The sequence below is a fragment of the Polynucleobacter sp. MWH-Svant-W18 genome (assembly GCF_018687495.1).
GTDB lineage: Bacteria > Pseudomonadota > Gammaproteobacteria > Burkholderiales > Burkholderiaceae > Polynucleobacter.
Window position 1 is genome coordinate 719,784 of the sequence record NZ_CP061293.1, and the last position, 18,536, is coordinate 738,319.

An 18,536-nucleotide genomic window follows, 5' to 3' on the forward strand; every position below is an offset into this window, starting at 1 on the left:
TTTAGTTTTCAAAAGGACGAGCCAACCACTCTCTACCTTTCAGCATTGCATTCCAGTACAGCCATGGCAGCACATCTTTTTTCAAGATCCATCCTAACTTCGTTGCTTTTAACGGATTGATCAACCAAGGGAAAGTTGGCAAGAGCTTGCCGCCAAAACCAAATTCAGCAAGCACAATTTTTCCTCGCTCCACGGTAAGCGGGCAGGAGCCATAGCCATCATATTTCAGTGGCATTGGCTGCTGATGTTTATGGGCAAGGAGATTTTCAGCAACGACTACCACTTGTTTTCTGGCTGCAGCAGCTGTTTTTGAATTTGGTGATGAGCAGCAGTCGCCAAGTGCAAAAATATTTGGGTAGCGTGTGTGCTGCAAGGTAAATTGATCGACCTCCACAAAACCAGTCGCATCTGCTATGGGGCTATCTTTGACGCAATCTTGCGGCCCCTGAGGGGGAACTACATGCAGCATATCAAATGATTTCTCAACCTGAGTCACATTGCCGTCGGCATCTTTGACTGCAAAGATCGCCTTTTGATTTGGCCCATCTACAGAGATAAGGTTGCAGTTAAAGTTCAGAGTGGCATTATATTTTTGGACGTACTCCATTAAAGGTGGGACGAAGTCGGCTACACCAAACAAAGCTCCGCCAGCATTATTCAGTTCCACTTCAATATTTTTTAACTTCCCTTGCTTTTCCCATTCATAGCAAGACAAATACATTGCTTTTTGGGGGGCGCCTGGGCATTTAATTGGCATAGGTGGCTGGGTAAAGATAGCTTTGCCAGACTTCATTTGTTTTACCAACTCCCATGTATATGGAGAGTAGTCATAACTATAGTTTGAAGTGACACCATTTTTACCGATTGTCTCAGTCAACCCGGGAATTGCATCCCAATTGCTTTTAAGACCTGTCGCAACTGCTAAATATTGGTATTGAATAGGCGATCCATTCGCTACCATGACTTCATTTGAATCGGGTTTAAAACCGGTGATCTTGTCTTGTATCCAAGTCACGCCAGAAGGAATCAGGTTTTTGGTTTTACGTTTGCTATCTCTCACATCAAACGCGCCACCACCAACTAAAGTCCATGATGGTTGATAGTAGTGTGCATCCGAGGGTTCAATAATGGCGATGCTTAGAGATTTATCACGACTTTTCAGGCTTGCCGCCAATCCTATCCCTGCTGCACCACCGCCTGCGATAAGCACGTCATATTTTGTATTTTTTTGCTCTCTATTCATTTTTATCCACTTTCTTATTCAATGGTTATATAGCAATATTATCTATATAACTAAAAGTAATATCTATATAAGGGTTAGTTATTAGTGTATTTTTACCAGCATTATTCAATAATTGCACTAAGAAATATTACTTAGGTGAGCAGAAGATGAACCCCGTTGTAAAAGGATTTTTTGATCCAGAGACTTGGACCGTAACTTACGTTGTTTATGAAAAAACAGGCTCTAGTTGCATCATCATTGATTCAGTTCTCAGTTATGACCCCAAGTCGGGTCGCACTCATACCAAGTTGGCCGATGAAGTCATTCAGTTTGTAGAGAAAAACCATCTCAAGACGGAGTGGATTCTTGAAACCCATGCGCATGCAGACCACATTACTGCAGCACCTTACTTAAAATCAAAGCTCGGCGGCAAAGTAGCGATTGGTGATCACATATCAGCAGTGCAGGGCGTGTTCAAAGGCATTTTCAATCTCGAAAATTCATTTTCCACAGATGGTTCGCAATTTGACCATTTACTAAAGGATGGTGAAGAGATTCACTTTGGCGACCTTAGCTTAAAAGCACTGTTTGTACCCGGTCACACGCCTGCCTGCATGGCTTATCAAGTAGGAAATGCTGTGTTTGTGGGTGACACGATGTTTATGCCAGATGTTGGGACTGCGCGTTGTGACTTCCCTGGTGGTGATGCCCATGTTTTGTATCGGTCTATGAGGAAGATTTTGAGTCTTCCACCTGAGACACGATTATTCATGTGTCATGACTATCCGCCAAATGAAAGACCAGTTCAATACGAAACTACCGTTGCAGAACAAAGAAAGTCCAATATTCACATGCATGATGGAATCTCAGAAGAGCAGTTTATTGAGATGCGAACCAAACGTGACGCAACTTTAGAGATGCCTGTACTCATTCTCCCGGCTATCCAAGTCAATATTCGGGCTGGTGAATTTCCACCTAAAGAAGCGAATGGAATGACTTACCTCAAGATTCCAGTTAACGCTGTTTAAAGAATTCCAGAACCGAATTTAGTGCTTATATTTACAGGAGTTTTTCCTTAATGTCAGATCCAAAACGAAGAGGCCAAATTCAGCAGGCCCCTGAAAACTTTTTGTCTCAAGATTTAATTGCAGACCTCAATCAGAATGGCATGGATGACACTCGTCGTGGTTTCATGCGCAATGGATTTATGGCTGCTTTGGGAGGTGCGGTAGGTCTAGGCGCATCCATGAACGTGCTAGCGTCAGCAGAAGGTGATCCAGCAATTCTAGAGAAGCAGGTATGGCAAACCACGCTTGGTAAAAATGTTGCGACTATGCCATATGGGACTCCCTCAATTTACGAGGCTAATTTAATTCGTCGTGAGTCTCCTGGATTAACGAGAGTTTCTGCGGCATCAGTGGCATTTACCCCATTGCAGGGGCTATTCGGAATCATTACCCCAAACGGCTTGCATTTTGAACGGCAGCATCAGGGCTGGTACAACATTGATCCGGAAAAGCATCGTTTGATGGTCAACGGTTTGGTAAAACATAATCGCGTCTTTACCATGAATGATTTGATGCGTCTGCCGTCTGTCTCGCGCATTCTCTTTATTGAATGTGGGGCTAATACTGGTTTGGAGTGGGGTAACGTGGCTGTACCTACTGTGCAGTACACCCATGGCATGCTCTCATGTTGTGAATTTACTGGCGTGCCATTGGCTGCTCTCTTAGAGGAGTGTGGTGCTGATTTAAAGCAAGGTAAATATTTATTGGCAGAAGGTGGTGATGGTTCTGGTATGACTCGAACCATAAACTTAAGTGATGTATTGAATGAAGCAATCGTCGCCTGGGGTATGAATGGTGAAATGCTACGCCCTGAAAATGGCTTCCCTTTACGCCTTGTAGTTCCTGGTGTTCAGGGGGTAAGTTGGGTGAAGTGGTTGCGTCGCTTAGAGGTTGGAGATATGCCATATGCAACGAAAGATGAGGCGGTCCACTACAACGATCTCATGCCCGATGGTATGGCACGTCAGTACACCTCTATTCAAGAATGTAAATCAGTCATTACTACTCCTTCAGGTGGTCAGCAATTACTCGATAAGGGGTTCTATAACGTCAGTGGTTTGGCATGGTCTGGAAGAGGCAAAGTCAAAAGAGTAGATGTATCTTTTGATGGTGGAAATAATTGGAAGACAGCACGCCTAGAGACTCCAGTCTTAAGTAAGGCCCTTACTCGTTTCAATATTGATTGGGTGTGGGATGGCTCCCCTGCAATTTTGCAATCTCGCGCGATTGACGATACTGGCTATGTTCAGCCATCCATCAAATTATTAAGAGATGTCCGTGGAACTCGCTCGATCTATCACAATAATGCTATTCAATCATGGAAGGTTGGCACTAATGGGGAGGTTAGCAATGTTCAAGTTGGCTAAATTTGCAAAATCTACTCTGTTTGTTGCAACAACGTGTTTTGTGATTGGCTCTGCAGTTGCCCAGAATTCTAGTACACGTTTTCCTGGCATTGGTAGGGTCGCTACACCAGCAGAAGTTGCTGCTTGGGATATTGATGTTCGACCAGACTTCAAGGGGCTTCCAAAGGGTTCTGGCTCAGTAGAGCAAGGGCAGAAGCTTTGGGAATCTAAGTGCTCTGTTTGTCACGGAACTTTCGGTGAGTCTAATGAAATCTTTACGCCCATTATTGGTGGGACAAGCGCAGATGATATTAAGACGGGTAGGGTAGCCTCACTATCCGATAGAAAGCAGCCTCAAAGAACAACCATCATGAAGGTGGCTACTGTTTCCTCGTTATGGGATTACATTTATCGAGCCATGCCGTGGAATGCACCACGCTCATTAACACCAGACGATACCTTTGCCTTAGTGGCATATCTTCTCAGTATGGCTGAAGTTGTTCCCGATGACTTTGTGCTGAGCAATACCAACATTGCTGAAGTCCAAAAACGGATGCCTAACCGCAATGGCATGACTTTAAAACACGGGATGTGGAATTCAAAAGGCACTCCTGATGTTCATGCAACTGCATGTATGCATAACTGCGTGCAATTTGTGCAAATTGGTTCTGAGTTACCTGATTACGCAAGAAATGCTCATGGAAATATTGCTGAGCAGAATCGTCAATATGGCCCATTTCGTGGCTCCGACTCCACTAAACCACCTTTGGCAAAGTTACCTGGAGCTGCAGGCGAAGGTTTGGCACATGCGTCTGAGACACATGCAATTAGCAAGGGCCCCGCAGCATTGTTTAAAAGCGAGAACTGTACCGCCTGTCATGCGATGAACAGCAAGTTAGTTGGTCCTTCTGTTGCCGATATCGCTTCTAAGTATCAAGGTCAGAGCGGAGCTTTAGACAAGTTAATGGCTAAGGTGAAGAATGGCGGCTCTGGGGTTTGGGGTGCCATTCCGATGCCTCCACAGGCTCAATTATCGGAAGAGGATCGCAAGACATTGGTTACTTGGGTGCTGTCTGGAGGGAAATAGGACATACCCTAGCAACAACTAGAATGATTGACTAGAAAGTAATATATTCACGTAGAGAGCTTAATAAAGGAGTTTTTATGAATCAGCAGCGACGCAGTGTATTGAAGTATTCAGCCGTATTTGGCTTGATGGCTTCTGCAGGCCTTATTAGTTTGGCGCAAGCACAAGAGTGGAATAAAGCCGCTTTTGAAGGCAAGGGCTTAGATGATGTTTTCAAAATTTTAGGCGCTGGCAGTCCCGACAAATCAGCAGCCATTACCTTGAACGCTCCTGATATTGCAGAAAACGGTGCAGTTGTTCCGGTTGGCATTACAACTACGCTCAAAGCTGATCAAATGGCAATCTTGGTTGAAAAGAACCCGAGTGCCTTGGCTGCTCAATTTTTTATCCCTGCCGGAACTGAGTCCTTTGTGACGACCCGTATCAAGATGGGTCAAACCTCTAACGTCTATGCATTGGTAAAGGCAGATGGCAAGTGGAGTATGGCCGTCAAAGAAGTAAAGGTAACTCTCGGCGGTTGTGGCGGTTAAGCACGTAAGAGCCCAGCGAAACATTTAACTAATTACTAATTACAAGAGGAACATATGTCTGATCCAATGCGCGTTAGAGCAGCCGAGAACGGTGGAATTGTGGATGTAAAAATTTTAATGAAACATGACATGGAGTCAGGTCAGCGCAAAGATGCGGCCGGAAAAGTCATCCCTGCATGGCATATCACTACCATTAATGTGAAAGCAAATGGTAAAGATGTATTGAATGGCCAATTTGGTCCAGCTGTTTCCAAAGACCCATTTTTGAACTTTAAGTACAAGGGCGCTAAGGGCGACAAGATTGTTGTGAATTGGGTGGACAACAAGGGTGATAAGCGTACTGATGAGGCAACTGCTTCATAAGCAATACATCTTTAAGTGCCTTCATTGTTCTGAAAGGGTTACAAATGCAGCGTAAATTCACCTTGGGCTTGACCTTAGGAATACTGGCGGCCAGCATGTCGCTTTCATCTTTGGTCTTTGCGCAAACGGCAACGGATGAAATCGCAAAATATCGCGAAATGATTGCTGATGGAAATCCATCCGAGCTTTATGAGGCGGCAGGTGAAGATTTATGGAAAACACCTGCTGGCCCAAAGAATGCCACACTGGAGAAGTGTGACCTAGGTCTTGGGCCAGGGGTTGTTAAGGCTGCAGCGGCACAGTTGCCACGCTACTTTAAAGATACAAATAAGGTCCAAGATCTTGAGTCTCGCCTCATGACCTGTATGCAGAAGCTCCAAGGACGCAACCCTCAGGAAATGGTGGGCGCTCCCTTTCAAAAAGGGCCAAAGAAAGATATGGAGGCTATTGTTGCTTACGTGGTGACCTTATCTAAGGGTGACAAAATTAAAGTTAGCACCAATCACCCTAAAGAAAAAGAAATGTACGAACTTGGTAAGCGTGCATTCTATTTCCAAGGTGGCCCAATGGATTTTTCTTGTGCTTCGTGTCATGGCGAAGATGGCAAGCGGATTCGTTTGCAGGATCTACCTAATCTAACAACTCAGAAGGGTGCTGCATTAGGTTGGGGTTACTGGCCGGCCTATCGTGTTTCCAGCGGTCAATTTTGGACGATGCAACAACGTTTAAATGATTGTTATCGCCAACAACGCTTCCCATTTCCTATTTACGCATCTGATCTCTCCATAGCGCTATCCATGTATATGGCTAAGAATGCCAATGGTGGCACTGTTGAGACACCTGGTTTGAAGCGCTAACGGACGAGAGATAGAGAAAATGAAAATAATGAATATCAAATCCCTCCTAGTTATCGGCGTTTTTGCCTTGGTTTCAGTTGCAACTCAGAGCTCTGTATTTGCTCAACAAGCCAACGATCCTAAATTCAATAAGATGATGAAGGATGGTTTTAGAGCGGAGGGTATAGCTGGATTAGATCGCATTCAACAGGACGAGACGCAAAAGTTTTGTTCTGACCCTGTCTTTGCAGGTAGCGTAAAAGGTCAAGCAATGCGTGAAAAGATTCAGAAGATCAACATGGATAGTATCAAACAGCCTTCTGATGGAAAATACATCGGCGACTGGAAGAAGGGTGAAGCGATTGCTCAAAGTGGTCGCGGTGCTACGTGGACAGATAAGGCCGATACTCCAATCGGAGGTGGTTGTTATAACTGTCATCAAATCGATAAGAAAGAGATCTCTTATGGAACGATTGGACCAACCCTGTGGAATTATGGAAAGTTACGTGGTAATTCACAGGAATTAATTGTGTATACCTGGAACCGTATTAATAACTCCAAGGCTTATAACGCTTGTAGCAATATGCCTCGATTTGCACACTTTAAGCTCTTAAATGAACAGCAAATTCAAGATTTGATGGCGTTGCTGCTGGATCCAGCTTCACCGGTAAATCAATAAATATGAACAACAGGCCGACAGGCCTGTTTTCACAAAGGGAATCTTATGTCTTTAAGTCGTCGTGATTTTCTGCAGGCTTTAGCGATTGCTTCAGCAGGCGGATTGAGTTTGCAATCCAATTTTGCTGGTGCGCAAGTTTCTGCTCAAAAGTTTTATGATCTGCCAAAATTTGGCAATGTCCATCTCCTGCATTTCACGGATTGCCATGCACAATTATTGCCAATCTATTTCCGTGAGCCGAATGTAAATCTCGGTATCGGTGCTCAAGAAGGTAAGACGCCCCATTTAGTGGGAGAGTACTTTTTAAAAGCAAACGGTATACCGGCTGGTACGCGTGATGCACATGCATTTACTTATTTAGACTATGTTGCCGCTGCACAAAATTACGGCAAGATGGGCGGTTTTGAGCATATGGCAACTCTAATTAAGCAATTAAAGGCAGAGCGTCCAGGTGCGCAGTTGCTAGATGGTGGTGATACATGGCAAGGATCAGGAACCGCACTCTGGACCAATGGTCAGGATATGGTAGACGCAGCACTGGCCTTAGGTGTTGATGTGATGACCCCTCACTGGGAAATGACGCTTGGTGAGAAGCGCGTGATGGAAATCGTGAATGGCGACTTCAAGGGAAAAGTTTCTTTCATTGCTCAGAACATTAAGACATCTGACTTTGGGGATATGGTCTTTAATCCCTATGTCATGAAAAATATGAATGGAGTGCAAGTTGCCATTATTGGACAAGCATTTCCATACACGCCAATAGCCAATCCACGCTATTTCACCCCTGATTGGACTTTTGGTATTCAGGAAGAAAATCTACAAAAAACTATTGACGAAGTAAAAGCTAAGGGTGCAAAGATAGTTGTTCTCCTTTCTCATAATGGAATGGATGTTGATTTAAAGATGGCGTCACGCGTGAGTGGATTGCATGCTATTTTAGGCGGTCATACGCATGACGGAGTGCCCATTCCAGTACAGGTAAAGAATCGTGGCGGTATGACTTTGGTAACCAATGCTGGCTCAAATGGTAAGTTCTTAGGCGTATTAGATTTTGATGTCAAAGGTGGAAAGCCAGTAGATTTTCGTTACAAGCTATTGCCCATCTTCTCCAATATGATTCCTGCTGACCCTGCGATGTCAAAGTTGATTGCTAAGGTAAGGGCACCCTATGAAGCCAAGCTAAATGAAAAATTAGCAACTACCGATGGTCTGCTCTACCGTCGCGGTAATTTCAATGGCAGCTTTGATCAATTAATCTTAGATGGTTTGATGTCTCAGAAAAATGCGGAGATTGCATTTTCACCAGGGTTCCGCTGGGGAACAAGCCTGCTACCTGGCCAAGCGATTACTCGCGAAAATCTTCTCGACCAAACTGCCATTACTTATCCCTACACCACAGTAACGAATATGAGTGGTGAAATGATTAAGACGATCCTAGAGGATGTGGCTGATAATTTATTTAACCCAGACCCTTATTATCAACAGGGCGGCGATATGGTGCGTGTTGGCGGCATGCAATACACCATCGATCCCGTCCAAAGTGCTGGAAACCGCATCTCTGATATGCGTCTGAATGGGAAAGCTATCGAAGCTAGCAAGACCTATAAGGTGGCAGGATGGGCTCCGGTGAGTGAGGAGGCTAAAAATGCAGGTGGCGAGCCAATTTGGGATGTCATTGAACGACACCTCAGGGATGTGAAGGTGGTGAAGGCTGTAAAACTCAATGAGCCAGTGATTAAGGGTGTTTCTGGTAACCCTGGTATGGCCCCAATCTAATGATTGATTCGAAGGAAATTTGATGAAGAAAATCGTCAATCTATTTTTAGCTGCCTTACTTGCAATTGGGTTTGGTTCAGCAGTATTCGCGCAACAGACTGGCCCCACTAAAGTTGTGTACCACATCGATGATGCCGAAACTCAAGGCTTAAAGGGTTTGCGAAATATTCGCAATCATCTAGATACTGCCCCAAACACGATCATCATTGTTGTTACTCATGCGAATGGTGTAGATCTTTTGATGGAAGGTGCTAAGGATAAGAAGAACAATATTGAATACGCGCCTCTAGTTTCAGCATTGAAATCCCGCGGTGTGAAATTTGAGGTGTGCGAGATTACCTTAAAGAATCGTAATTTCAAAAAGGATCAATTTGTTCTTGATGCCGATTTCACGCCATCTGGAGTGGTGCGGGTTGCGGATCTTCAATATAAGGATGGCTTTGCCTACATTAAGCCATAAGCAGTTTTTGTCATGATTTGTTTCATCCGCGCTTGGACGGGGATTCTTGGGTCCCTTATCTTTTTGGGGGCCGCTTTTGCGCAGTCCGCTGGAGCGCCAGATAATGTCCAGCTCAAGCCAATACAAGTTGCTCCTCATACCTATTTTGTCCAGGGGCGCCCCGAAATGGGAAGCAGTGCAAATCAGAACTTTATTTCTAACGCTGGTTTTGTGATCACGCCAGAGGGTGTAGTGGTGATGGATGCTTTGGGATCACCAATACTTGCCCAGAAGCTCTTAGCCGAAATTAAGAAGATCACCAATCAAAAAGTTGTGGCAGTGATTGTGAGTCACTATCACGCTGATCATGTTTATGGATTACAGGAGTTTAAGAAAATTGGTGCAAGCATTTATGCTCAGGGTGAGGGCAGAAATTACCTGTCTTCTGAAACAGCAAAACAACGTCTTATCGCTTCTCGCATTGATTTTGCTCCTTGGGTTAATGCAAATACAAGGCTGATATCAGCTGATGTCTGGATTGATGAAAAAAAGAGATTGAATATTGGCGGAGTAGAATTTTTGATCACTAGGGTTGGTCCTGCCCACGCTCCAGAAGATCTCATAGTGTATGTGCCCTCAGAAAAAGTGCTTTTTGCTGGAGATTTAGTATTTCGTGGGCGAATTCCTTTTGTGGGTAACGCTGATAGCAAAGGCTGGTTACTGGCTTTGGATGAAATTGAAAAGCTCAACCCCAATGTCGTCATTCCAGGTCATGGAGCGTACTCTGTCAAGCCAGTTGAGGATATCGGCTTTACTCGCGCTTACCTTAAATACTTAAGAGAATCTATGTCAGCAGCAGCAATTAATATGGATCCCTTTGAAGAGGCTTATCAACAGGTGGATTGGTCTGAATACGAAGGTATGCCTTTATTTAGATCGGCCAACCGCATGAATGCGTATAACGTTTATCTATCCATTCAGGCCGAATAGGGCGAAATTAGTCACTTAGCTCTAAAATGGTGGTTTTAGCCATAAATCACTGATTTGTAATGACATTCACCGCATTTATTCGTAGGTCTTTTGTATTGGCCTTGATCTCTATTGCTAGCTCTAGTTTTGCGAGTGCAAACCTAGAAAATGGGAAAGCAATTGATCAGCAGAAGTGCTACGCCTGCCATGCAAAGAAAACAGGCTTTGGTAATGGCGACATGATTTACACGCGATCTGATGGCAAGGTGAACTCTCTTCCAAAACTAAAGTCGATGGTAGAGCGTTGCAATACTGAATTGCGCCTGGATCTTTTTCCGGAGGACGAGGCTGATGTAACTGCCTACCTGAATAAACAGTTTTATAAATTTAAACCTTAATTTTTCTGAATCTAATCACCATGGATGTTGTTGATATTTCCTCTTTAGGCAAGTCTGTTCTTTGGGCAACTTTTGCCATTACTTTTGCGTTGGGCATGGTGATGCAAAAAACAGGTTTTTGCAGTATGGGCGCCATTACTGATGTTTTCATTATTGCCAGCTGGAAACGCCTGAGGCAGTGGTTCTTAGCGATCGGCGTTGCGATCCTTGGCTTTACCTTTCTCTCATACTTGGGTCTGATTGATCCACTAAAAACAATCTACACGGGCAATAAGTTTTTATGGCTTTCAACTATTGTTGGTAGTGTTTTATTTGGGCTCGGTATGGTCTTAGCCTCGGGTTGCGGTAGTAAAACGCTGGTTCGTATTGGTGGAGGCAATCTTAAGTCAGTCATTGTGTTTATGGTTCTCGGCTTAACTGCTTATATGACTTTGCGAGGTTTTTTGGGCGTTATTCGCATCAACACCTTAGATGCAGTATTTATTACATTCGCTACCCCTCAAGATTTACCCAGTCTGCTGAGCGATTCGCTTGGAATCGAGCGGGCTCGCTTGCACCTAGTACTTGGCCTGATTATTGGCTTTGCGTTTATTGCTTTTGCCCTGGTTAATAAGGCTTTTAGAACTGGTGAGAATCTTTTTGCTGGGATCGCGGTCGGCATTGCCATCACGGCTGTTTGGTGGGTTTCAGGCAATCTTGGTCATGTTGCGGAAGATCCCAATACGCTTGAGGAAGTCTTTTTATTGACGAATTCTGGCCGCATGGAAAGTCTTTCCTTTGTGGCTCCTTATGCATATTCTTTAGATTGGTTGATGTTGTATAGCGATACCTCTAAGGTTTTGACTATCGGCATTGTTGCAGTTGTAGGGATGATTTTGGGTTCTGCAGTGGTGGCAGTGCTGACGAAATCATTTCGTTGGGAATCCTTTCGCAATCCAGAAGATACCGCCAATCATTTGATTGGTGCTGCCTTGATGGGGTTTGGCGGAGTTACTGCCTTAGGATGCACTGTTGGCCAAGGATTGAGTGGCATATCTACTTTGGCCTTGGGTTCTCTCTTGGCCTTGCCAGGATTCATTTTCGGTGGCTACCTGGGCGTTCGTTACTTGCAAATGCGCTTGGCACCAAACCCTTGTAACTAATTATTTAGAGATCGGAACACATAGCATGCAAATCGACTGGTTAACCTTCTCGCCTATTCCATCTTTACTTGGTGGAATGATTCTTGGAGTAGCTGCAGCTCTCTACGTGCTTCTTCATGGTCGAATTCTGGGGATTAGCGGGATCGTATCGGGCTTGCTGCATCCCAAGGCAGGGGATATTGTCTGGCGCTTAAGCCTAGTACTCGGCTTACTATCAGCTCCATTGTGGGCAGCCCTCATATTTGATATCAGGCCGATCATTCAGATTGATTCAGATTGGTATGCGATCTTATTGGCAGGATTGTTAGTTGGTTTTGGTGCTCAATACGGCTCAGGCTGTACCAGTGGTCACGGTATCTGTGGCTTATCTCGCTTATCACCCCGTTCATTGGTCGCCACACTCTCTTTTATGAGTGCAGGCTTTTTAACAGTATTTGTTTTACGTCATTTCATCGGAGGCTAATATGAAAAAAAATCTTGGTCTCTTCAGTCAGTATGCGATTGGCGTACTGTTTGGTTGGGGATTGATCATCTCCGGAATGAGTAATCCACAAAAGGTATTGGGCTTTTTGGATATTGCTGGATTGTGGGACCCTTCTTTGATATTTGTCATGCTTGGTGCGATATTGGTAGGTTTGGCAGGTTTTTACATCGTTAGCAAGAGAAGCGAAGCCTTTTTTGGTGGTGCATTACATATTCCCACTAGACGTGATATCTCAAAACCTTTAATTGTTGGCAGCTTTATTTTTGGTATTGGCTGGGGCATTGCAGGTATTTGTCCCGGCCCCGCTCTTGTTGCTTTTGGGGCTGGATACTTAAAGGCCTTTGTATTTATTATTGCAATGTTGGCTGGCATGAGAATCTGCGAAAGATTCTTTACTGCACACAAGCAAAAGCCAGGGCAAGCGTAATTTAGTGTCGTATGAATTTTTTCAAAAATCTTTTAAAAAGAGGATGCAATGAGTCTTCCCATTTCTTGTCATAACGATCAATTTGGAACTCTTGGTCAGATTGACCCAAGTCATTTGGCTGAGATTGTTCAACAAGGCTATAAGAGTGTGATTAATAATCGTCCCGATGGTGAGGGTGGACCCGACCAGCCTAAAAATGCAGATATCCAGGCTGAAGCTGAAAAGCTTGGTTTGCACTACGCATACTTGCCAGTCGTTTCTGGTGCATTTACTCCAGATCAAGTAGTTGAAATGGCGCGTCTTCTGAAAACCATGCCTAGTCCCGTATTGGCATTCTGTCGATCAGGAGCACGCTCTACCAATTTGTATCACCTTGCATTGCAAGTAGGTTAACTTTTTAGTTAACCAACCAGTAAAAGGCATGCAGCCCAGCAATCCACACATCTTAAAGTTAGAACATTTTCTATCTGAATTAGATCGCTTTGACATTGTCATTGATGTTAGGTCACCAGCAGAGTTTGCCTTAGACCATATTCCTGGATCTGTAAATTATCCCGTGCTGAGTAATGAAGAACGGATTGAGATCGGCACTCTGTATAAGCAGGTCTCTCCATTTGCAGCTAAAAAACTGGGTGCCGCATTCGTTTCTCGAAATATCTCTCAACACTTGGAAACCCATTTATTGGAATTTCCACGCGAGTGGCGTCCGCTGATTTATTGCTGGCGTGGTGGCGAACGTAGCGGGGCGTTTACGCATATTCTTAATCGCATTGGCTGGAAAGCGCTGCAATTGGAGGGTGGTTATCAAGGCTTTAGACGGACAGTGATTGATGGTCTAGAGCAGGCCGCAAATGCCTTCACGTTTCAGGTCATCTGCGGTATGACCGGCAGCGGTAAAACCAAAGTGCTACAAGAAATTGGTGCACTCGGTGCACAGATTTTGGATCTAGAGGGATTGGCAGTCCATCGAGGCTCGGTGTTAGGTAACGAACCCAATATTGAGCAGCCCTCACAAAAAGCTTTCGAAACTGCTTTATGGAATGCACTCCGCAAGCTGGATCCATCAAAACCAGTTTTTGTAGAATCCGAAAGCAAGAAGGTCGGTGGATTGCATATACCGGATGCGCTGATGGAAAAGATTCGCAATGGTGCTTGTATTGAGTTGCGTTCGAGTACGCAAACTCGTGTCTCTTGGTTGATCAGCGAATACCATCACTTCTTAATCGATACAGATAATTTCAAGAATAAGTTGGCTTTATTAACAGCGCATTATGGAAAAGTGCGAATTGCTAAATGGAATGAGGCGATTGATGCGGGTAACTTTCCGGAGCTTGTTGAGGAGTTACTAGTCAAGCACTATGACCCTTCCTATCAATCCTCGATTGTGCGGAATTTCCCGCAATACAAGATTGATAACTTTGTGCAACTTGAAAACGATAGTGATGAGGCGTTTTTACAGGCTGCCAAGGCACTCATTTTGAAGGCGAACGCTTAGCTCTCAGCATGGATTCGCCAAAACGACACCATCGTTATTACGATTTAATTCTGGCTGCGTTTGTGGTGGTCTTACTGTGCTCCAACTTTATTGGAGCCGGTAAAGCAGCAATTGTTGAGCTTCCATATTTTGGCGCCATCCCTTTTGGTGGTGGCATATTGTTCTTCCCGATCTCCTACTTTTTTGGCGACATCCTTACCGAGGTTTATGGCTACGCTTATGACCGCCGTGCAGTATGGGCAGGTTTTGCTGCTCTTGCATTTGCCGCGGTGATGGCGCAGATTGTGATTGCCTTACCAGTCGCCCCAGGTGCTTATATGGCGAACTATCAGCAGGGATTGGAAACGGTTTTTGGTAACTCCTGGCGTATTGCTTTGGCTTCGATGTTTTCCTTTTGGTGCGGCAGCCTTAGTAATAGCTATGTACTTGCCAAAATGAAAATCCGTACCCGGGGCCGTTTCCTATGGTTACGTACCATTGGCTCAACCGCGATAGGCGAGCTAGTGGACTCTTCTTTGTTCTATATGTTGGCCTTTTATGGCATTTGGCCGACGCATGAGATCCTGCAGTTGGCTTTGGCCCAATATGTGCTGAAAACCTCCTGGGAAGTTCTAGCAACCCCGCTAACCTATTGGGTGGTGCATTTTCTCAAGCGCAAGGAAAATGAGGATTACTACGATATTCATACGAATTTCACCCCATTTAGGGTCAAAGTCTAAATTCGCCTTCTGTCTTCCTAACCCGTTAAAATAACGGTCTTTGCCCTCAATGCTGGGGGTATCTATTGAATTGAATTTCAGAAAGCTAGAAAACATCCGTGTTGTCCGCATCTAATATCACCATGCAGTTTGGCGCAAAGCCTTTGTTTGAAAACATTTCCGTGAAGTTTGGCGGCGGTAATCGTTATGGCCTGATTGGTGCCAACGGTTGCGGTAAATCCACTTTCATGAAAATTTTGGGTGGAGAGCTAGAGCCCACCAGCGGTAACGTCAGTTTGGATCCCGGCATTCGTTTAGGTAAATTACGTCAAGACCAGTTTGCCTATGAAGATGTGCGTGTGCTCGATGTCGTGATGATGGGTCATGAAGAGATGTGGAAGGCTGCAGCTGAGCGCGATGCAATTTATGCCAATCCAGATGCGACTGATGAAGATTATATGAAGGCAGCCGAGCTCGAGGGCAAGTATGCCGAGTACGGGGGCTATACAGCGGAAGCCAAGGCAGGGGAGTTATTGCTCGGTATTGGTATTCCAATTGAGCAACACACAGGCCTGATGAGTAACGTTGCCCCTGGTTGGAAGTTGCGTGTATTGCTAGCCCAAGCATTGTTTTCTGATCCAGATGTGCTCCTCCTCGATGAGCCAACTAACAACTTGGACATTCACTCCATTCATTGGCTTGAAGATATTCTGAATCAAATCAAGAGCACCATTGTCATCATTTCTCATGATCGTCACTTCCTCAATGAAGTCTGTACGCATATGGCTGATATGGACTACGGCACATTGAAGGTCTACCCAGGAAACTATGACTCCTACATGCTGGCATCGGTTCAGGCGCGTACACAACAGTTAAGCAATAACGTCAAAGCCAAAGAAAAAATTGCTGAATTGGCTGCTTTCGTGGCTCGATTCTCTGCAAATGCTTCTAAAGCGCGTCAAGCAACTTCACGTCAACGTCAGTTAGAAAAAATTGAAGTAGTGGAAGTAAAGCCATCCTCACGTCAAAACCCGTTCATTCGCTTTGATACCGAGAAAAAACTCCATAACATGGCGGTTGAGTGCAATGCGCTGACTAAGGCTTATGACCGCACCATCTTTAAGAACTTTAAGCTTGGTGTTCGTGCGGGTGAAAAGATTGCCATCATTGGTCAGAACGGCGCTGGTAAGACAACGCTTCTCAAAACCATCTTGAGTAAACGCTTTGATGGTATCGCTGCGGATAGCGGTGACGTCAAATGGGCTGAAAATGCTAATGTTGGTGTGATGCCTCAGGACAATACCGAGATGTTCGCCAAGGACGAGCTACTGATGGATTGGATGAATAATTGGCGCAATACTGGGGACGATGATCAAGTGATTCGTGGCACCCTGGGCCGCTTACTATTCTCAGGTGACGACATTGGTAAGTCTGTCAAAGTACTCTCCGGTGGAGAGAAGGGCAGAATGATTTGGGGCAAGCTTATGCTCCAAAAATACAACGTGCTGGCAATGGATGAGCCAACCAATCACATGGACATGGAATCAATCGAGAGCTTACAAATTGCGCTTGAGAAATTCGATGGCACGCTCATATTTGTTTCTCATGACCGCGAATTTGTTTCTGCTTTAGCCAATCGCATCTTGGAAGTGAAGATGGACGGCACTGTGGTGGATTATTCTGGTACTTACGAAGAATATCTACGCAGCCAAGCGCTAGAAGGTTAAGTTGTCAAAAGGCTAAGAGGGTGGGTCTATGCAGACTTATTCTCTTTAGCTTGTCTCTGAAAGCGCATTGCAGTCCCATCTTCACGAATGCGTTTCCACACTAAGGCTTTTTCTTCGTCTGAGAAAAACACCCAGTTGCTCACTTCACCAAGGCTACGTCCACACCCTTGGCAGATCTCGTCATAGAGGGTAGTACAGACACCTATGCAAGGAGAATCGGATTCTGCATCTCCTGTCGATAAGGAGTGCGAGCCATCTTGGGCTTGATTGAGTTTGCCGTTTTCGGAGGTCATGCTTCTACTTTAGTGGATTTCAGCGGATTGTGCTCGTTGAGCTCGTCTACATAGGCGCCAATGCCTTGCTGCTCGCGTTGTAAAAAATGTTTTACAGCTTGCGCAAATTTCGGATCTGCAATGTAGTGTGCGGATTGAATAGTGGTTGGTAAAAATCCTCGCGCCATTTTATGTTCACCTTGGGCGCCGCCTTCAAAGATTTGAATGCCCTCAGTAATGCAGTACTCAATGGCTTGGTAGTAAGCCGTTTCAAAATGAAGATTCGGCACATGTTCTACTGCGCCCCAATATCTTCCAAAAGCCTTGGAAGCCTCTTTATCAACGACTAATAGAGATGCTGCAATGGGGCGTCCTTCTCTTTGGGCCAAAATCAGATGGAGATTCTCAGGCATGCGCTCAGCCCACAGTTTAAAAAAGGCCTCATTTAAATAGGGCGAGGATTGATGATCTAGGTAAGTATTTTCATAGCAGCTGTAAAAGAATTCCCAGTCCTGGTCAGTAGATGATCTGCCGGGTATATGTCTAAAAGAAATGCCTTCTTTAGCCACCAGCTCGCGCTCACGTCGGATATTTTTACGACGCTTCATGGTGAGAGCGGCCAAAAATTCCTCAAAATTTTTGAACTCTTGGTTGTGCCAATGAAACTGCACTGAATCACGCAACATAAAGCCCTGTTGCTGAAGGGCCTGGAGCTCAGCTTCTGTTGCGAATAGCACATGAGCGGACGAGAGCTCATTATGGATAACTAAGGCTTTTAGACCTTCAATGATTTTCTGGTGCAAGACTTCGTTATCTTCACCTGCGGCCGTTAATATGCGGGTGCCTGGGACAGGTGTAAATGGAATTGCACATAGGGCTTTAGGGAAGTACTGCATGCCATATTGCTCATATGCTTGCGCCCATGACCAATCAAAAACAAATTCTCCGTAGGAGTGCTGCTTAAGGTATAGCGGCATGGCAGCAACCAAGCGACCATGATGACGAAGTACTAAGTGGGCTGTTTGCCAACCTGTATTGCCACCAACGCATCCCGTTTCTTCAAGAGTGCTTAAAAATTCATATTTGGTGAAAGGGCCCGTATCTTGCCCAGTCAGCGCATTCCACTCTGAAGCAGATAGACTAGATAGTTGATCGAGGATTTCTAATTGATATTGACCTGAGTCAGATGTCATGAATGCTGAATCAATTCAATTTTGTAGCCATCGGGATCAGTAACAAAGGCAATGATGGTGTCGCCACCGGCTACAGGACCAGCGGCTCGAGTGACATTGCCGCCAGCTGCTTTAATTTTGTCGCACGCCGCGTACGCATCGGGCACACCGATAGCGATGTGGCCATAGGCTGTGCCTAGCTCATAGGAAGAAACACCATAGTTATAGGTCAATTCAATCTCTGATTGGCCATCGGCATTGCCTTTGCCATAGCCAACGAAGGCGAGCGAGTATTTCTGTTCAGGGCGGTCAGTAGTGCGCAGTAAGTTCATGCCGAGTACTTTGGTATAAAAATCCAGAGAGCGATTGAGATCGCCAACTCTAAGCATAGTATGAAGAATCATCAT

The 18,536-nt window shown here is 44.9% G+C and carries 22 protein-coding genes; 18 read left to right on the top strand and 4 right to left on the bottom strand.

The features are described 5' to 3' along the window. Position 1: 1 nt before the first annotated feature. Positions 2 to 1,243 carry an FAD/NAD(P)-binding oxidoreductase gene (locus C2757_RS03780; protein ID WP_215346930.1) on the bottom strand — a complete coding sequence of 414 codons (1,242 nt, stop codon included), beginning with the start codon at positions 1,241 to 1,243 and terminating at the stop codon, positions 2 to 4. 146 nt (positions 1,244 to 1,389) lie between these two features. Between C2757_RS03780 and C2757_RS03785 the strand changes: the two genes are divergently transcribed. From C2757_RS03785 to C2757_RS03870, 18 genes are all read left to right on the top strand, one after another. Then, positions 1,390 to 2,250 carry an MBL fold metallo-hydrolase gene (locus tag C2757_RS03785; protein WP_112205044.1) on the top strand — a complete coding sequence of 287 codons (861 nt, stop codon included), beginning with the start codon at positions 1,390 to 1,392 and terminating at the stop codon, positions 2,248 to 2,250. Between the two features lie 50 nt (positions 2,251 to 2,300). Beyond that, positions 2,301 to 3,656, top strand: a complete 1,356-nt coding sequence (gene soxC / locus C2757_RS03790; protein WP_215376340.1) for a sulfite dehydrogenase — start codon at positions 2,301 to 2,303, stop codon at positions 3,654 to 3,656. Beyond that, positions 3,640 to 4,722, top strand: a complete 1,083-nt coding sequence (locus C2757_RS03795) for a c-type cytochrome (protein WP_112205040.1) — start codon at positions 3,640 to 3,642, stop codon at positions 4,720 to 4,722. Before soxC ends, C2757_RS03795 begins: the two co-directional genes overlap by 17 nt. 77 nt (positions 4,723 to 4,799) lie before the next feature. Further along, a complete protein-coding gene (gene soxY / locus C2757_RS03800) occupies positions 4,800 to 5,252 on the top strand; it encodes a thiosulfate oxidation carrier protein SoxY (protein WP_112205038.1) in 453 nt (150 codons plus the stop codon). A 54-nt stretch (positions 5,253 to 5,306) separates the two neighbouring features. Further along, a complete protein-coding gene (gene soxZ, locus C2757_RS03805; protein WP_112205036.1) occupies positions 5,307 to 5,615 on the top strand; it encodes a thiosulfate oxidation carrier complex protein SoxZ in 309 nt (102 codons plus the stop codon). A gap of 44 nt (positions 5,616 to 5,659) precedes the next feature. Next, positions 5,660 to 6,472: a sulfur oxidation c-type cytochrome SoxA gene (gene soxA / locus C2757_RS03810; RefSeq protein ID WP_215376343.1), complete on the top strand. Its 813-nt coding sequence runs from the start codon at positions 5,660 to 5,662 to the stop codon at positions 6,470 to 6,472. Positions 6,473 to 6,491: 19 nt separating this feature from the next. Next, a complete protein-coding gene (gene soxX / locus C2757_RS03815) occupies positions 6,492 to 7,130 on the top strand; it encodes a sulfur oxidation c-type cytochrome SoxX (RefSeq protein WP_215326897.1) in 639 nt (212 codons plus the stop codon). A gap of 45 nt (positions 7,131 to 7,175) precedes the next feature. Next, on the top strand, positions 7,176 to 8,906 hold the full coding sequence (gene soxB, locus C2757_RS03820; RefSeq protein ID WP_215376346.1) for a thiosulfohydrolase SoxB: 1,731 nt from the start codon (positions 7,176 to 7,178) through the stop codon (positions 8,904 to 8,906). 22 nt (positions 8,907 to 8,928) lie between these two features. Then, positions 8,929 to 9,366: a DsrE family protein gene (locus C2757_RS03825; protein WP_215326917.1), complete on the top strand. Its 438-nt coding sequence runs from the start codon at positions 8,929 to 8,931 to the stop codon at positions 9,364 to 9,366. Between the two features lie 12 nt (positions 9,367 to 9,378). Next, positions 9,379 to 10,335: an MBL fold metallo-hydrolase gene (locus C2757_RS03830; RefSeq protein ID WP_215346934.1), complete on the top strand. Its 957-nt coding sequence runs from the start codon at positions 9,379 to 9,381 to the stop codon at positions 10,333 to 10,335. A gap of 59 nt (positions 10,336 to 10,394) precedes the next feature. Next, positions 10,395 to 10,712: a hypothetical protein gene (locus C2757_RS03835; protein ID WP_215326928.1), complete on the top strand. Its 318-nt coding sequence runs from the start codon at positions 10,395 to 10,397 to the stop codon at positions 10,710 to 10,712. 20 nt (positions 10,713 to 10,732) lie between these two features. After that, positions 10,733 to 11,854: a YeeE/YedE family protein gene (locus tag C2757_RS03840; protein WP_215376349.1), complete on the top strand. Its 1,122-nt coding sequence runs from the start codon at positions 10,733 to 10,735 to the stop codon at positions 11,852 to 11,854. Then, complete coding sequence (locus tag C2757_RS03845; protein WP_215376352.1) at positions 11,796 to 12,317, top strand: YeeE/YedE family protein; 522 nt, start codon at positions 11,796 to 11,798, stop codon at positions 12,315 to 12,317. The genes C2757_RS03840 and C2757_RS03845 overlap by 59 nt, the downstream gene beginning before the upstream one ends. Position 12,318: 1 nt before the next feature. Continuing rightward, a complete protein-coding gene (locus C2757_RS03850) occupies positions 12,319 to 12,765 on the top strand; it encodes a DUF6691 family protein (protein WP_215376355.1) in 447 nt (148 codons plus the stop codon). A 48-nt stretch (positions 12,766 to 12,813) separates the two neighbouring features. Next, a complete protein-coding gene (locus C2757_RS03855) occupies positions 12,814 to 13,158 on the top strand; it encodes a TIGR01244 family sulfur transferase (RefSeq protein ID WP_215376358.1) in 345 nt (114 codons plus the stop codon). A gap of 28 nt (positions 13,159 to 13,186) precedes the next feature. After that, positions 13,187 to 14,260, top strand: coding sequence for a tRNA 2-selenouridine(34) synthase MnmH (mnmH, locus tag C2757_RS03860; RefSeq protein ID WP_215376361.1), 1,074 nt, complete (start codon positions 13,187 to 13,189; stop codon positions 14,258 to 14,260). A gap of 8 nt (positions 14,261 to 14,268) precedes the next feature. Beyond that, on the top strand, positions 14,269 to 14,979 hold the full coding sequence (locus C2757_RS03865) for a queuosine precursor transporter (RefSeq protein WP_215376364.1): 711 nt from the start codon (positions 14,269 to 14,271) through the stop codon (positions 14,977 to 14,979). Positions 14,980 to 15,077: 98 nt separating this feature from the next. Beyond that, positions 15,078 to 16,685, top strand: a complete 1,608-nt coding sequence (locus tag C2757_RS03870; protein WP_215376367.1) for an ABC-F family ATPase — start codon at positions 15,078 to 15,080, stop codon at positions 16,683 to 16,685. 26 nt (positions 16,686 to 16,711) lie between these two features. Here C2757_RS03870 and C2757_RS03875 read toward each other — a convergent pair whose 3' ends face one another. The 3 genes from C2757_RS03875 to gloA are packed head-to-tail and all read right to left on the bottom strand — an operon-like array spanning position 16,712 to position 18,536. Further along, positions 16,712 to 16,978, bottom strand: a complete 267-nt coding sequence (locus C2757_RS03875) for a DUF1289 domain-containing protein (protein WP_215376368.1) — start codon at positions 16,976 to 16,978, stop codon at positions 16,712 to 16,714. Further along, positions 16,975 to 18,150, bottom strand: coding sequence for a GNAT family N-acetyltransferase (locus C2757_RS03880; RefSeq protein ID WP_215376370.1), 1,176 nt, complete (start codon positions 18,148 to 18,150; stop codon positions 16,975 to 16,977). The genes C2757_RS03875 and C2757_RS03880 overlap by 4 nt, the downstream gene beginning before the upstream one ends. After that, the gene (gene gloA / locus C2757_RS03885) at positions 18,147 to 18,536 is read right to left on the bottom strand and encodes a lactoylglutathione lyase (RefSeq protein WP_215376374.1); all 390 of its coding nucleotides are present in this window, start codon (positions 18,534 to 18,536) and stop codon (positions 18,147 to 18,149) included. The genes C2757_RS03880 and gloA overlap by 4 nt, the downstream gene beginning before the upstream one ends.